The organism is Ramlibacter sp. (genome assembly GCF_036676645.1).
In the GTDB taxonomy this organism is placed as follows: Bacteria; Pseudomonadota; Gammaproteobacteria; order Burkholderiales; family Burkholderiaceae_C; genus Ramlibacter.
This window is the reverse complement of record NZ_JAKFCM010000099.1, coordinates 13,768-28,522: the sequence shown is the minus strand read 5'-3', so window position 1 is coordinate 28,522 and position 14,755 is coordinate 13,768. Positions and strand designations below refer to the sequence as shown.

The 14,755-nt window shown below is 71.1% G+C and carries 9 protein-coding genes; 3 read left to right on the top strand and 6 right to left on the bottom strand.

Features of this window, described 5'->3' with window-relative positions; translation table 11 throughout:
• The first annotated feature begins 174 nt into the window (after window positions 1-174).
• The 3 genes from smc to ligA all read left to right on the top strand — a co-directional run bounded on the left by smc (window position 175) and on the right by ligA (window position 7,026).
• Window positions 175-3,690 (top strand): chromosome segregation protein SMC, encoded by a 3,516-nt coding sequence (gene smc, locus V6M57_RS14775; protein ID WP_332815759.1) that lies wholly within the window; start codon window positions 175-177, stop codon window positions 3,688-3,690.
• A 205-nt stretch (window positions 3,691-3,895) separates the two neighbouring features.
• A complete protein-coding gene (locus V6M57_RS14770) occupies window positions 3,896-4,942 on the top strand; it encodes a cell division protein ZipA C-terminal FtsZ-binding domain-containing protein (RefSeq protein WP_332815758.1) in 1,047 nt (348 codons plus the stop codon).
• Between the two features lie 26 nt (window positions 4,943-4,968).
• Complete coding sequence (gene ligA / locus V6M57_RS14765; protein WP_332815757.1) at window positions 4,969-7,026, top strand: NAD-dependent DNA ligase LigA; 2,058 nt, start codon at window positions 4,969-4,971, stop codon at window positions 7,024-7,026.
• Between the two features lie 52 nt (window positions 7,027-7,078).
• Here the strand turns inward: ligA and V6M57_RS14760 are convergent, their stop codons facing one another.
• The 6 genes from V6M57_RS14760 to V6M57_RS14735 all read right to left on the bottom strand — a co-directional run bounded on the left by V6M57_RS14760 (window position 7,079) and on the right by V6M57_RS14735 (window position 14,747).
• The gene (locus tag V6M57_RS14760) at window positions 7,079-7,717 is read right to left on the bottom strand and encodes a hypothetical protein (RefSeq protein ID WP_332815756.1); all 639 of its coding nucleotides are present in this window, start codon (window positions 7,715-7,717) and stop codon (window positions 7,079-7,081) included.
• A gap of 112 nt (window positions 7,718-7,829) precedes the next feature.
• On the bottom strand, window positions 7,830-8,474 hold the full coding sequence (locus V6M57_RS14755) for a response regulator transcription factor (RefSeq protein WP_332815755.1): 645 nt from the start codon (window positions 8,472-8,474) through the stop codon (window positions 7,830-7,832).
• Between the two features lie 37 nt (window positions 8,475-8,511).
• Window positions 8,512-9,822, bottom strand: a complete 1,311-nt coding sequence (locus V6M57_RS14750; protein WP_332815754.1) for a sensor histidine kinase — start codon at window positions 9,820-9,822, stop codon at window positions 8,512-8,514.
• Window positions 9,823-9,824: 2 nt separating this feature from the next.
• Entirely contained in the window at window positions 9,825-10,925 is a 1,101-nt protein-coding gene (locus V6M57_RS14745) for a chemotaxis protein CheB (protein WP_332815826.1), read from the bottom strand.
• Between the two features lie 10 nt (window positions 10,926-10,935).
• Window positions 10,936-13,083, bottom strand: coding sequence for a hybrid sensor histidine kinase/response regulator (locus V6M57_RS14740; protein WP_332815753.1), 2,148 nt, complete (start codon window positions 13,081-13,083; stop codon window positions 10,936-10,938).
• Between the two features lie 26 nt (window positions 13,084-13,109).
• Entirely contained in the window at window positions 13,110-14,747 is a 1,638-nt protein-coding gene (locus V6M57_RS14735; protein WP_332815752.1) for a methyl-accepting chemotaxis protein, read from the bottom strand.
• Window positions 14,748-14,755: the final 8 nt, after the last annotated feature.

Below are 14,755 nucleotides of genomic sequence, written 5' to 3'. Positions count from 1 at the left end.
GCACCGCGGGTCCGCCCTGGCGGCGGGCGGGTGGGCGCGTTACCAGCCGTTGCGCCTGTGCGGTGCCCGCGCGTGGGCCAGGGTGCGAACCGCTCAGTTAACATTCCCCGTCCGCGATGGTGGCCCTGGCGGCGGTGGGCCACCGGCGAAAGTGTTCCAAGACAGGTAGCTCGCGTGCGTCTCAGTTCCATCAAGCTTTCCGGCTTCAAGTCCTTCGCCGAACCCACCAACTTCATGTTGCCCGGCCAGCTGGTCGGGGTGGTGGGGCCCAACGGCTGCGGCAAGTCCAACATCATGGACGCGGTGCGCTGGGTGCTGGGCGAGTCGCGCGCCTCCGAGCTGCGCGGCGAGTCCATGCAGGACGTGATCTTCAACGGCACCACCAGCCGCAAGCCGGCCTCGCGTTCGTCGGTGGAACTGGTGTTCGACAACGCCGACCACCGCGCCGGCGGCCAGTGGAGCCAGTTCGCCGAGATCGCCGTCAAGCGCGTGCTGACGCGCGACGGCACCAGCAGCTACTACATCAACAACCAGCCGGTGCGCCGGCGCGACGTGCAGGACGTGTTCCTGGGCACCGGCCTGGGGCCGCGCGCCTACGCCATCATCGGCCAGGGCACCATCAGCCGCATCATCGAGTCCAAGCCGGAGGAGCTGCGGCTGTTCCTCGAGGAGGCCGCCGGCGTGTCCAAGTACAAGGAGCGCCGTCGCGAAACCGAGAACCGGCTGTCGGACACGCGCGAGAACCTCACCCGCGTCGAGGACATCCTGCGCGAGCTGAACGCCAACCTCGACAAGCTGGAAAAGCAGGCCGAGGTGGCCCAGCGGTACAACGCGCTGCAGGCCGACGTGGCCCTCAAGCAGCAGCAGCTGTGGTTCCTGCGGCGGGCGGAAAGCGAGGCCGACCAGGCCCGCATCAAGGCCGACGCCGACAAGGCGGTGAACGACCTCGAGTCGCGCGTCGCCGACCTGCGCCACGTCGAGAGCGAGCTGGAGACGATCCGGCAGGCGCACTACGCGGCCGGCGACCAGGTCAACCAGGCGCAGGGGCAGCTGTACGAGGCCAGCGCGGAAGTGGGCCGGCTGGAAGCCGAGATCCGCTTCGTCGTGGAAGGCCGCCAACGCGTGGAGCAGCGCCTGCAGCAGCTCAAGGAGCAGACGGTGCAGTGGGCGGCGCGCCGTGACGATGCCGCCGCGGAGATCGAAACCCTGGCCGCGCAGGCGGTGGATGCCGAGGAGAAGGCCACGCTGCTGGCCGCCCAGCTGGAAGAGCAGTCGATGGCGCTGCCGGAGCTGGAAGAGGCGCTGCGCGCGGCCCAGGCCCGGTCGGGGGAGCAGCGCGCCTCGGTCGCTCAGGTGCAGCAGCAGATCCAGGTGCTGGCCGCCGACCAGCGCAACATCGAGGAGCAGAGCCGCCAGTTGAACCAGCGGCGCGAGCGGCTGGTGGCGGACCGCAGCGCCCTGGCCGCGCCCGACGAGCAGCGCCTGGCCAACCTGCAGTCGCAACTGGCGACGGCGCAGGAAGCGGCCGAGACGGCCGACGCCCGCCTGCACGAACTGCAGGAACAGGTGCCGCAGCTGGACGAGGACCGCCGTGCGCGGCAGCAGGCCGTGAACGCCGAAACGCACAAGCAGGCCGACCTGTCGGCCCGGCTGGAGGCCCTCAAGGCACTGCAGGAAAAGGTCCGGACCGACGACAAGCTCAAGCCGTGGCTGGCCCGGCACGGACTCGATGGCCTGCAGGCGCTGTGGAGCCGGATCCACGTCGAGCAGGGCTGGGAAAACGCGCTGGAGGCCGTGTTGCGCGAGCGCCTGTCCTCGCTGGAGGTGTCGCGGCTGGAGATGGTGCGGTCCTTCGCGGACGACGCTCCGCCGGCCAAGCTGGCCTTCTACAGTCCGCCGCAGGCCGCTGCGCCCGAAGCCGCAGGCGAGCTGCCGCGCCTGTCGGACCTGCTGCGCCTGGGCGACGCCGGCCAGAAGGCGCTGCTGGCCGACTGGCTGCACGGCTGCTACACCGCCGCCAGCTTCGAGGAGGCGCTGGCCGCACGCGACAAGCTCAAGCCCGGCGAGGTGGTGTACGTCAGCACCGGCCACTGCGTCGGCCCGCACAGCGTCAGCTTCTACGCCCAGGACTCCGAGCGCGCCGGCCTGCTGGCCCGGCAGCAGGAAATCGAGAACCTGGGCAAGCAGTTGCGCGCCCAGGCGCTGATCACCGAGGAGTCGCGCTCCGCACTGGTGCGCGCCGAGGCCGCGTACACCGATGCGTCGCAGCGGCTGGTATCGGCCCGTCGCGAGGCGCAGGAAACCCGGGACCGTGCCCACGAACTGCAGGTCGAGACCCTGCGGCTGACCCAGCTGGCCGAGCAGACCCGCGCCCGCGGCGAGCAGATCGCCGCCGACCTGGCCGAGGTCGATGCGCTGCTGGAGGAACTGCAGGAGCGCCGCGTCACCGCCGAAGGGAAGTTCGAGGAACTGGACATGCAGCTGGCCGACAGCCAGGAGCGCCATGCCCAGCTGGACGAACGCGTGATCGAGGCCGAGCGCAAGCTGGCGCAGGCGCGCGAGCAGCAGCGCAGCCTGGAGCGGCAGGCGCAGGAGGCGCAGTTCGCGCAGCGCTCGCTGGAGGCGCGCCGCGCCGAGTTGCAGCGGGCCATCGAGACCGCATCCCAGCAGGCAGCGGGCATCGCCGACGAAGAGGCCCGCGCCCGGGCCGAACTGGAGCGCCTGACCGACGCCGCCGCCCAGGCCGGCCTGCAAAGCGCGTTGTCGCTGAAGGCCGAGCGCGAGCAGGCGCTGGGGGCCAGGCGAAGCGAGTACGACGACCTGACCGCCAAGCTGCGCGCCAGCGACGAGCGCCGGCTGAAGCTGGAGCGCGAGCTGGACCCGCTGCGCCAGCGCATCACCGACCTGCAGCTCAAGGAGCAGGCGGCCCGCCTCGGGCTGGAGCAGTACAGCCAGTTCCTGGCCGAGGCCACCGCGGACCTGGAAGCGGTGGCCCGGTCGATCGAGGACGGCAACGTCCGGCTCAGCGGCCTGCAGGGGGAGATCGACCGGCTGCACCGCGAAGTGACCAGCCTCGGGGCCGTCAACCTGGCCGCCCTGGAGGAGCTGACCACGGCGCGCGAGCGCAAGCAGTTCCTGGACGCGCAGTCGGCCGACCTGAACGAGGCGATCACCACGCTGGAAGACGCCATCCGCAAGATCGACGGCGAGACGCGCGAGCTGCTGGCCGGTACCTTCAACACCGTCAACGAGCATTTCGGCCGCATGTTCCCGGAGTTGTTCGGCGGCGGCAACGCGAAGCTGGTGATGACCGGCGAGGAGATCCTCGATTCCGGCGTGCAGGTGATGGCGCAGCCGCCCGGCAAGAAGAACCAGACGATCCACCTGCTCTCGGGCGGCGAGAAGGCGCTGACCGCCATCGCGCTGGTGTTCGCGATCTTCCAGCTCAACCCGGCGCCGTTCTGCCTGCTGGACGAGGTGGACGCGCCGCTGGACGACGCCAACACCGAGCGTTACGCCAAGCTGGTCACCCACATGAGCAAGGAGACGCAGTTCCTGTTCATCAGCCACAACAAGATCGCGATGGAGATGGCCGAGCAGCTGATCGGGGTCACCATGCAGGAGCAGGGCGTCTCCCGCATCGTGGCGGTGGACATGGAATCGGCGGTCTCGATGGCGGAGGCCGCATGACGCTGCGCGCACCCACCCATGTCATCCCGGCCCCTGTCATCCCGGCCCCTGTCATCCCGGCGAAAGCCGGGACCCATCTCCCGCGCCTTGAACATGCGATGCGGTCGACGGTTGTCCGGAGAGGGATGGCGGGTCAGGCCCGCCATGACATGGCAGCGAGCCAGGCCGGCTCCGACCACCGCTGCAGGAACCGCGGGGCGACTTTGTGAGCGGCTTCACCTTCGGCCTGGCCATCCTCGGCGCCCTGGTGCTCGCCGCCGTGGTGGGCTGGAATGCCTGGAGCACGCGCCGGCTGGCGCCGCGCCAGGCGGCGCTGGCCGAGCGGGTGGAACCCGGCGAAGCCGCCGCGCCCGCGCCCGAGCCGCTGGAGCCGGTGTTCGATGACCGCGAAGAGGCTCCCTTGTCCTTGCCCGTGCCCGTGCCCGAGCGCAAGCCCGGCCTCGATGCCTTGATCGACGCGATCGCACCGATCGCCATCGATGCGCCGGTGCCGGGCGAAGCCGCGCTCGCGGCCCTGCCGGGCACCCGCCGTGCCGGCAGCAAGCCTTTCGCGATCGAGGGCCTGAACGAGGCCACCCAGCAGTGGGAGACGCCGCAGGCCGGGCAGCGCTACACCGCGTTCCAGGCCGGCGTGCAACTGGCCAACCGCACCGGCGCCTTGAACGAGATCGAGTTCTCCGAGTTCGTGGTCAAGGCCCAGGCGTTCGCCGATGCGGTCAATGGCGCGCCGGAGTTCCCCGAGATGCGGCACGAGGTGGCGCGGGCCCGCGAGCTGGACCAGTTCGCCGGTGGCCACGACGCGCAACTGGGCTTCACGCTGCGGGCCCGCCAGGCCGCCTGGAGCCCCGGCTACCTGCACCAGCACGCCGCCCGCTTCGGCTTCGTCACGGGCGCGATCCCCGGCCGCATGGTGCTGCCGGCGGTGCAGGCAGGCCATCCGCCGCTGTTGGTGCTGGCGTTCGACAGCCAGGCAGCGATGGCCGAAGACCCGGAGCAGACCGCCATCCGCGAAGCCACGCTCAGCCTGGACGTGCCCCAGGTCCCGCGCCACGAGCAGCCCTTTGCACGCATGCGCGACGCCGCCATGGGCCTGTCCGCCAGCCTGGACGGCGTGATCACCGATGACAACGGCCGCGAGATCCGGCCGGAGGCGCTGGACGTGGTCGGCGCCGACCTGGAACTGCTCTACGACACGCTGGAGTCGCGCGACCTGGCAGCCGGTTCGCCGCAGGCGCGGCGGCTGTTCGGCTGACGCGGCGTTTTGCTAAGGTCGCGGGCATGACCGCATCGCCCAAGGTGCAGGAGCGCATCGACGCGCTGCGCGAGCTGCTGCACCACCACGCCCACCGCTACTACGTGCTCGACGAGCCGGAGATTCCGGACGCCGAGTACGACCGCCTGTTCCGCGAACTGCAGGAACTGGAGGCGCAGCACCCCGGACTGGCCAGCCCGGATTCGCCGACCCGGCGCGTGGGCGGCGCCGTGCTGGAGGGCTTCGCCAAGGTGCGGCACAGGGTGCCCATGCTGTCGATCCGCACCGAGACCGACATCGAGGCCAGCGGTGCCCGCGCGTTCGACGCCCGGGTGCGGCGCGAGCTGGGCCTGGCCGAAGGCGATCCGCCGGTGGAGTACGTCGCCGAACTGAAGTTCGACGGCCTCGCGATCAGCCTGCGCTATGAGCGGGGCGTACTGGTGCAGGCCGCCACTCGCGGCGACGGCGAGGTGGGCGAGGATGTCACCCAGAACATCTGCACCATCGGCCAGATCCCCCTGCGGCTGCATGGCAGGGGCCTGCCGGCGGTGCTGGAAGTGCGCGGAGAGGTCTACATGCGGCGCGACGACTTCGAGCGCCTCAACGAGCAGCAGCGCGAGAAGATCGCCCGCGGCGAGAGGAACGAGAAGACCTTCGTGAACCCGCGCAATGCCGCGGCCGGTGCAGTGCGGCAGCTGGACCCGGCCATCGCGCGCCGGCGGCCGCTCAGCTTCTTCGCCTACGGGGGAGGCGAGATCGCCGCAGGCCCGGCATTCGCCACGCAGCACGAATTCCTGGAGGCGCTGCGCGGCTGGGGGCTGCCCGTCTCGCGCGAGACGCGCATCGCCCACGGCGCCGAGGAACTGGTGGCCTTCCACCAGGACATCGGCGCCCGGCGCGACCAGTTGCCCTACGACATCGACGGGGTGGTCTACAAGGTCGACAGCTTCGCGCTGCAGAAGCGGCTGGGCTTCGTCACCCGCGAGCCGCGCTGGGCCGTGGCCCACAAGTTCCCGGCGCAGGAGCAGCTCACCACCGTGGAGTCCATCGAAGTCTACGTCGGCCGCACCGGCAAGCTGACGCCGGTCGCCCGGCTGGCGCCGGTGTTCGTCGGTGGCGTCACCGTCACCAACGCCACCCTGCACAACGAGGACGAGGTGCGGCGCAAGGACGTGCGGGTGGGCGACACGGTGATCGTGCGCCGGGCCGGCGACGTGATCCCGGAGGTCGTGGGCGTGGTGCACGCCGCGGCCGGCGAACGCGGCGCGGTCTTCACCATGCCCCGGCATTGCCCGGTCTGCGGCAGCGAGGCCGTGCGCGAGGAAGGCGAAGCCGACCATCGCTGCACCGGCGGGCTGGTCTGCGGCGCCCAGCGCAAGCAGGCGATGCTGCATTTCGCCCAGCGCCGCGCCATGGACATCGAAGGCCTGGGCGAGAAGCTGGTCGACCAGCTGGTGGACGCCGGTATCGTCAGGACCGTGCCCGACCTGTACCGGCTCGGCCTGGCCAACCTGGTGGCCCTGGAGCGGATGGGCGAGAAGTCCGCCCGGAACCTGCTGGCCGGCCTGGAGCAGTCCAAGCGCACCAGCTTGCCGCGCTTCCTGTTCGCACTGGGCATCCGCCACGTGGGCGAAGCGACCGCACGCGACCTGGCCAGGCACTTCGGCCGGCTCGACGCCATCATGGACGCGAGCACCGAGCACCTGCTGCAAGTGCCCGATGTGGGTCCCATCGTCGCCGAGAGCATCCACACCTTCTTCGCCCAGCCGCACAACCGCGAAGTGGTCGAGCAGCTGCGCGCCTGCGGCGTGCATTGGGAGGAGGGCGAGCCGGTGGCGCAGGCGCCCCGGCCGCTGGCCGGCAAGACCGTCGTGCTCACCGGAACGCTGCCGACCCTGAGCCGCGACGAGGCCAAGGACCTGCTGGAGGCCGCCGGTGCCAAGGTGGCGGGATCGGTGAGCAGGAAGACCCACTACGTCGTTGCCGGCGCCGAGGCCGGCAGCAAGCTGGACAAGGCGCAGGAGCTGGGCGTGCCGGTGCTGGACGAGGAGGGGCTGCGGCGGCTGCTGGCCGGCAACGGGTAGGGCCGGGTTCCCGGCAACAGCAGTCGCCCGGACACCCCCAGAGGCGTCTCCCTCAGGTGAGCCCGAGGCCGGCGAAGGTGCTGAGCTCGTCCGAGCTGTCCGGCGCCAGCGTCAGCGTCACTTCCGCCACCGTATCGCCCTCGAATTCCGCCAGCGCGATGCAGCTGCCCAGCTCGTCTTCGGCAATGCAGTCGTCGATCACGCCGTAGAGGTCGGGACACACCTGCACGGTGCCCGGCGCCGCGCGGGCGGCGAGGGCCTTGACCCGGGCACGTTCCCGGCCAAGCAGGAGGAGGAAGCGGTTGCCGTCCGCCTGCCCGCGCGCGACGTTGCAGCGGCCCCGCAACAGCCCCATGCGCAACCGGGCGCGCGAGGTCCGGCGTTGCAGCGCGAGGGCCATGCGCAAACCCGGCTTCGGACGGGAGAAGCTGATCATGGCAAAGCCATCATCGCTGGGATCGATGCAACCGCCGTAGGAGGCGGCCAGCTGGGACAGCGTGGCCTGCACGGCCTGGGGCGACAGCGGCCCGGCCTCCGGCATCTGCACGCACAGCACGCTGCGGGTCGCGGTGCCGAATTCGGCGGTGCCGCTGCCCTGCTGCAGGCTGCTCCAGACGCTGGTGGGGAAATGGCGCTGGATGCGGCCGGCGAACTCGTCCAGCAGCTGGGTCTTCTCTTCGGTGGCCGTCATGGTTCACTCGCTTGGCAATCGGTGAACCGATGACATCACGCGGCCCGGCGCGTTCGATAAGGAAATTGCTTCCGCGGGGTACCGGGAAGCAACGTACGGCAGAGCGGCCAGCCTAGACCTGCACCAGTCCCTGTCGCACCGCGTAGAGGGTGAGGCTGGCCACGTCGTTCAAGCCCAGCCGCTCCATGATGCGCGAGCGGTGCACATCGACAGTCTTGGAACTGAGTCCGAGCTCGAAAGCGATCTCCTTGGAGGCCTTGCCGCTGGCCAGCAGGGTCAGGATCTCGACTTGGCGTTCGGTGAGCAGGTCTCGCACCCCAGGCTCGGCGGGTTCGAGCAGGCGGCGTGCGATCCCGCCCTCGAAGTAGCTTCCGTTCGCCATCAGGCTGTGCAGCGCGGCGGCCAGCTCGAAAGCCTGCGCGTTCTTGCGCAGGTAGCCGGCGGCACCGCAGGCGACGGCGCGCTTGATCGTCTCGACCGAGTCCTGCATTGACAGCACGAGGACGCGCATTCGCGGGAAGCGTTGCCGGATGAGCCCGATCGCCGTCATGCCGTCCATGCCCGGCATGGCCAAGTCGGTGATCGCAACGTCGGGCTGCACCGATTCCAATACCGCCAGCAGCTCCTTGCCGTCGCTGACGTCGGCCAGCACCTGCACGCCGGGGATGGATGTGAGCAGGGCGCGGATGCCGGCGCGGACCAGGTCATGGTCTTCGGCCAGTACGACCCTCACGGCCGGGGGCGTGGCGGGCATCATGGCTGTCTCCGGCCGCCGGCCGTGGCGATGGATGTGGTCATGGCTTTTCCTCCTTGTGATCCTGCTGGCCCTGCGCGAGGCCCAGGCTGAATCGGAAGCGGGCGCCCCGGTTGGGGGCGGCTTCGGCCCAGATGCGGCCGCCGTGCAGCGTCACGATGCGCTGCACCGTTGCGAGCCCGACACCGAATCCCTCGAATTCATCGGCCCGGTGCAGGCGCTCGAAGGGCTTGAACAGCCGGTGCGCGGACGACATGTCGAAGCCCGCGCCATTGTCGGCCACCCAGAACACGGGCTCGCCGTCCAGCTGCTCCACGCCGAAGGCGACCTGGGCATCGCTGCACTTGCCGGTGAACTTCCACGCGTTCGCCAGCAGGTTGGTCAGGGCGATGCGCAGCAGCCGCTCGTCGCAGAAGGCCGGTGCCCGCTCCACGCAGTCGAAGCGGACCTGGCGCTGGGCATGCGCGCCGGCCAGCGTGCCGGCCAGCTCGCGCGCGAGCTGAGCCAGGTCGATCTCGGTGCGCGTGACGCGGGCACGGTCGATGCTGGAGAGGTACAGCACGTCCTCGACGATGCGCCGCATGCGTTCGGTCTCCTGCCCGATCGCACCGAGGTAGCGCCGGACGTCGGGCGCCAGGTCCGCGGCGTACTTGCGCATCAGCATGGAGCTGAAGCCGCCGATGGTGGCCAGCGGCGAGCGCAGGTCGTGCGACACGGTGTGGCCGAAGGCCTGCAGCTGTTTGTTGGCGTCTTCCAGCTCCGCGGCGCGGGCCGCCAGCTGCAGGTTCAGCGACTGGACCTCCTGCTGGCGCTCGCGCAGCTCCTCGTTGGCCTGCACCGCCTCCTGGTAGGAGGAGAACAGCAGGTCCAGCATTTGCTCGCGCCCGGCCATGACTGTGCGCCGCCGGCCGCCGAGGACGATGTCCACGCCCGGGCTTGCCGTGCCCGCCGAGCGCAGGGCGCGGTTGGCCAGCAGGAATTCGAAGCGGGCCACCAGCGTGGCGGCGTCGAACGGCTTGCGCAGCAGCGTGTCGGCGCCGCAGTCCAGTGCCCTGATGATGTCATCGACTTCGCGCAGGGAGGTGACTATCATCACCGGCACGTCGCCGAGGTCGGGATCGGCCTTCATCGCCCGGCACAGCTCGTAGCCGTTCATGCCGGGCATCACGATGTCGGTGACGACCAGCGCCGGCCGGACGCGGCGGGCCGCCTCCAGCGCCTGCGCGCCGTCGGGGGCCACGGTCACCTCGAAGCCTTCTTCGGTCAGCGACTGCCGCAGCAGTTCGGCCTGGGTGGGGCTGTCCTCCGCCACCACGATGTGCTGGCTGTGGCTGCCTGCGGGTTCGTCCATGCTCATAGGCTCAATCCGGCTATCCCCGGGAGCGTCGCGGCGATCGCTTCGGGCGCCATCACGTAGTCGGCGCCCCCACAGCGGATCGCCTCGCCCGGCATTCCATGCACCACCGAGGAGGCGGCATCCTGCGCGAAGGTGATCGAGCCCGAGTCGCGCATGAGCTTCAGCTCGGCGGCCCCGTCCTTGCCCATGCCCGTCAGCAGGATGCCGATCGCGCGGCCCGGGTAGTGGGTGGCGACCGAGCCCAGCAGGCGGGCTACCGCGGGCCGGTGGCCGTTGACCAGGGCGCCCGTCTCGAAGGCCAGCCGCAGCGAAGGCTCGACGCTCAGGTGCGCTCCATCGGGCGCCAGGTGGATCCAGCCGGCCTGCAGCACGTCGCCGAGTTCCGCGATCCGGGGCTTGAGTGCGCAGGATCGCGAGAGCCACTCGGCCATGCCGCGGACGAATCCGCCTGCCATGTGCTGCACCACCACGATGGGTAACGGGAAGTCGGCCGGCAGGCTGCCCAGCAGCTGCTTGAGCGCCACCGGGCCGCCGGTCGACGCGCCGATGGCCACCAGTTCGAAGCGACGCCGGGCATCCGAGGGCGCCAGCACGGGGCGCCACGCCGGCGCGTGGGGTGCGGCCGGGTGCGGCCGGCGCGGGGTGGGCGCGACGGTGGCCGCCGGCTGGCCCGGCGCTGGGGCCCAGCGCCGGACCACCTTCAATTCGGCCACCAAGCGGATCTTGTTCAGCAGTTCGTCCAGCCTGCGGCGTTGTTCGGGGTCGGACCCGTCCCCCGGATCGCCCACGACCGCCATCGCCCCGGCCTCCAGCAAGGCGAAGGCCTGGCGCGATTCCTGCGGCTCGGTCGCGGTCGCCACCACGACGATCGGCGTGGCCCGGGCCTGCATCAGCCGGCGGGTGCAGGCCAGGGCTTCGGGCGGCGAGCCGCCCTGGTCGAGCACGATCACGTCCGCCCGGCGCCGGGTGGCGAGTTCGACCGCGTCCTCCGCCGACCCGGCAGAACCGGCCACGTGCATCGGCGGCGCGGCGTCGATCAGGGCGCGCAGCTGCTGCTGCCGTTGAACCGATGTCGCGAAGACCAGCACCCGCACCATGGTGGCCACCTCAGGCCAGCTCCGTGATGGCCTGGAGCAGGTTGCCCTGGTCGAAGCCGCGCTTGACGATGTAGGCGTTGGCGCCAGCGTCGGCACCGCGTTCGCGGTCGGCCGGCGAACCCAGCGAGGTCACCAGCACCACCGGCAGGTGGGCGAAGGCCGGGTCGCGCCGGATCGCCCGGGTGAGGCCGATGCCGTCCAGCCGCGGCATCTCGATGTCGGAGACGACCACGTCGAAGCGGCCGGCCCGCAGCTTCTCCAGCGCCTGGGCGCCGTCGACCGCCACTTCGACGCTGTGGCCGGCCAGTTCGAGGATGTTCTTGAGCAGGGTGCGCGAGGTGATCGAGTCTTCCGCCAGCAGCACCGACCGGCCCTGGCGGCGGGCCTGGATGCGGGCTGGTTCGGCGCTGGCGGTGCCGGTCAGGGCCATGCGGACCAGCTCCGGGACGTTCAGGATTGGCGCCAGGCAGCCGGGCCGCACGACCGCGGCGCCGATGACCATGGGGGTACGGCCGGCGGCGGCGTCGATCGGCTTGCCCAGTACTTCCTGCTCGCCGCCGATCGCGTCCATCGTCACCGCTAGGCGCTGGTGGCCGGCGACCAGGACCAGGCAGGCAAGCCGCTCGGGCGGGTCGGCGGCTGCGGGCAGGCCCAGCAGGGCGGCCAGGCTCACCAGCGGCAGGTCGGCGTCGCCCAGCGGCAGCACCTGGCGCGCGCCCAGCCGGCGCGGCGCGTCCGGGGCCAGCCGCAGGCAGCGCTCGATCCGCTGGGTCGGCACGAGCAAGCTGCGCCCGGCCACCTCCACCTCCACCGCACGGTAGGTGGCGAGCGAGGGCATCAGGACGATCACGAACGAGGTGCCTTGCCCGGCCTGGGAGCGGATGCTGACCGTGCCCCCGAGGCGCTCGATGGTCTCGCGCACGATCGACAGGCCCAGGCCGCGGCCGGAGACCCGGGTGAGCTGGTCCGAAGTGGAGATCCCGGAATTGAACACCAGCGTCAGCAGGGCGTCGGGATCCTGTTCCTCGGGCAGGGGCAGGTCCAGGTCCTTCGCCGCCTGCGCCAGTCGCGTGGCATCGATGCCGGCCCCGTCGTCCGCCACGGTGAGCTCCACCCGGCCGCCGCTGCGGGCCAGGACGCGCAGCTCGACCAGGCCACGGGCCGACTTGCCGCCGGCCAGCCGCTGGGCGGGGGGCTCGATGCCATGGTCGATCGCGTTGCGCAGCAGATGGACCAGCGGCCCGCGCAACTCCTCGAGCAGCCGGCGGTCGATCTCGACGGCCTGCCCGCTCATACGCAATTCCACCTCCTTGCCCTGGCTGCGCGCCAGCTCGCGCACGGTGGCCACCAGGAAGGGATGCATCGAGCCGATCGGCAGCAGCAGCGTCGCCTTCACGTTGGCCAGCAAGGCATCCACGGTGCCGGCCCATTGGCGCTGCTCCTGCCGGGCCTGCGCCTGCAGCGCGCGCAGCTGCGACTGGTGCTGGTCCCAGTCCTGCACCGCTTCCGGATGCGACGCGCCCCAGCGTGAGCGGAAACGGTCCGACGAGGCCAGTGCCGCCTCCAGTTGCGCCAGCTGCTGGGCCGCGCCGGCCTTGGCGGCCGCCAGCTCCTCGACCTGGTACAGCAGCCGGGCCAGGCGCTCCACGCCGATGCGCACGGTCGGTTCGAAGTGCGGCGCTTCCGTGGCCGCAGGCGGAGGCGGGGCGGGTGTCGAAGCGGGCGTTTCGGGGGCTGCGGTCGCTGGAGCCGGCAGCGGGCCGTCCTGCTCGAGCCGCTCCAGCCGTGGCAGCAACTCGGCCATGGCGCCCGGCGGGCCGGTCCGCTCCACCAGCACCCGGGCGAGGGCCGCCACCGTGTCCTGCAAGGCGTCGGCCAGCTCCATCGACCAGGCCAGGCGGCCGCGCTGCACGCCGGCCAGCAGGTTCTCGGCCGCGTGGCAGACCGATTCCACCAGGTGTTCGCCTACCGCGCGCGCCGCGCCCTTGAGGCTGTGGGCCGAGCGGAACAGGGCTTCGAGGGGCTGGCCCGCTTCGTTCCCGCCGCCCGCCTGCTCGAGCTGCGCCAGGCACACTTCCATCCTGCGGACGTGCTCGACCGCCTCGGCCTGGAAGATGGCCGCCAGCTTGCGATCGAAGTGCGGATCAAGACTGGGCATGGCGCAGCAGGGTGCAGCGGATCGGGCTAGACGCGGAACTGTTCCACCACGCCCTTGAGCCGCAGCCCGAGGTTCTTCAGCTCGTGCGCCGCCGCCTCGCTCTGCCGGCTGGCCGCCACGTTCTGCGCACTGGCCTGGTTGATGTTCTGCATCGCGTAGGCGACCTGATCCATGCCGATCGCCTGCTGCTGGGCCGAGGCGGCGATCAGGGCGGCGTCCTGGGCCGACTCGACGATGGTATCGGTCGTCGAGCGGATCGAGCGGGCCGCCTTTTCCGACAGCTCGACCCCGGAACTGACCGCCTTGCCAGCCTGTTCCATGTCCAGCACTGCCGCGCTGGTCGCCTTCTGGATGTCGCCGAGCAGGGCGCGAACCTGCACGGTCGCCTGCTTGGACTGTTCGGCCAGGCTGCGGATCTCCTGCGCCACCACCCGGAAGCCGCTGCCTTCCTCACCAGCGCGGGCGGCCTCTATGGCCGCATTGACCGACAGCAGGTTCGACTGGTCGGCCAGGTCGCTGACGGTGGCGATGATCTCGCCGATGGCCGTGCCCTGGTCGGCCAGCCGGATCACGCTGCCGGCCATGGAGTCCATCTGCTGGCGGATCTGCTGCATCGCCTGGATCGATTCCTCCATGGCCCGCAGGCCGGCCTGCGAGGCCTCGACCGAGCGCTGGGCGGCGCCCTGCACGTGCGCCGCCTTGTCGGAGGCCACCTGGGCCGTCTGCTTGACCTCCTCGGCCGTGGCCGAGGTTTCGGCCACGGCGGAAGCGGTCTGGGCGGAACTGGCGGAGACCTGCGCCGTCGACGCCGAGATCTCGCTGGCCGAGGAGCCCAGCACGCCGACCCCGTCGCTGATTTCGCGCATCATCTGCCGCAGCCGCTCGACCATCTGGGCGAAGGTGCGGCTGAGCACGCCCATCTCGTCCTTGCGCGGAAGCGTGCGCAGTTCCACCGTGAGGTCGCCAGCGGCGATCCGCTCGGCGGCTTCCGACAGCTCGCGCAGGGGACCGGCCAGCATCCGGGTGAGCAACACGGTCAGGGCCAATCCGCCCAGCATCGCCATCGCGGCGATCACGACCAGCCAGCGCATCGCGTTGGTGGCCTGCCGCTCTGATTCGGCCACCGCCTCTGCGGCGCTGCGGGTGGCGTGGGCGATCAGCTGGTTGACCAGGGCCCCCATCTGCTGGTCACGCGGCAGCTGCACCCCGGTGAACAGCTCGCGCGCCTCGTCCGTGCGGCCCTGGTCCAGCAGCGGCAGGATCTGCCGTTCGCGCAACTGGATGGAGGCCTCCCGGATGGCGTCGAACTCGCGCAGAAGGTTGCGCTTGCCCTCGATGCTGCCCTTGCGCGCGGCGACCCGTTGCAGTTCCGCCCCGACCTCGCGGCTCTTGGCCGCGATCCGGTCCTGCAGGTGCTCCTTGCGCACGTCCTTGCTGGCGACCATGAGCAGCGCCATGCTGGCGTTGATGGCGTTCTGTTCTGCGCGGATGTCCTTGAGGTCGACCACGGTCGCCATCTCGACGTCCACCAGGTCGCGCTGCGACTGCCGCATGGCCGACAGCGCCAGGTAGGCGAACACGATGGCCGCCGCCGCGCACAGGCTGGTGAGGGTGAAGGCGATGAACAGCTTGGTTCGGGTGGGGAGGTTCAAGTAGCCCTGCATCGGCGGAT

What these genes read in the sequence shown, in the direction of transcription:
- V6M57_RS14760 (WP_332815756.1), bottom strand. Translation starts at nt 7,717, where the DNA reads ATGACGGCCACCGAAGAGAAGACCCAGCTGCTGGACGAGTTCGCCGGC.
- ligA (WP_332815757.1), top strand. Translation starts at nt 4,969, where the DNA reads ATGACCGCATCGCCCAAGGTGCAGGAGCGCATCGACGCGCTGCGCGAG.
- V6M57_RS14735 (WP_332815752.1), bottom strand. Translation starts at nt 14,747, where the DNA reads ATGCAGGGCTACTTGAACCTCCCCACCCGAACCAAGCTGTTCATCGCC.
- V6M57_RS14745 (WP_332815826.1), bottom strand. Translation starts at nt 10,925, where the DNA reads ATGGTGCGGGTGCTGGTCTTCGCGACATCGGTTCAACGGCAGCAGCAG.
- V6M57_RS14740 (WP_332815753.1), bottom strand. Translation starts at nt 13,083, where the DNA reads ATGCCCAGTCTTGATCCGCACTTCGATCGCAAGCTGGCGGCCATCTTC.
- V6M57_RS14750 (WP_332815754.1), bottom strand. Translation starts at nt 9,822, where the DNA reads ATGGACGAACCCGCAGGCAGCCACAGCCAGCACATCGTGGTGGCGGAG.
- V6M57_RS14755 (WP_332815755.1), bottom strand. Translation starts at nt 8,474, where the DNA reads ATGATGCCCGCCACGCCCCCGGCCGTGAGGGTCGTACTGGCCGAAGAC.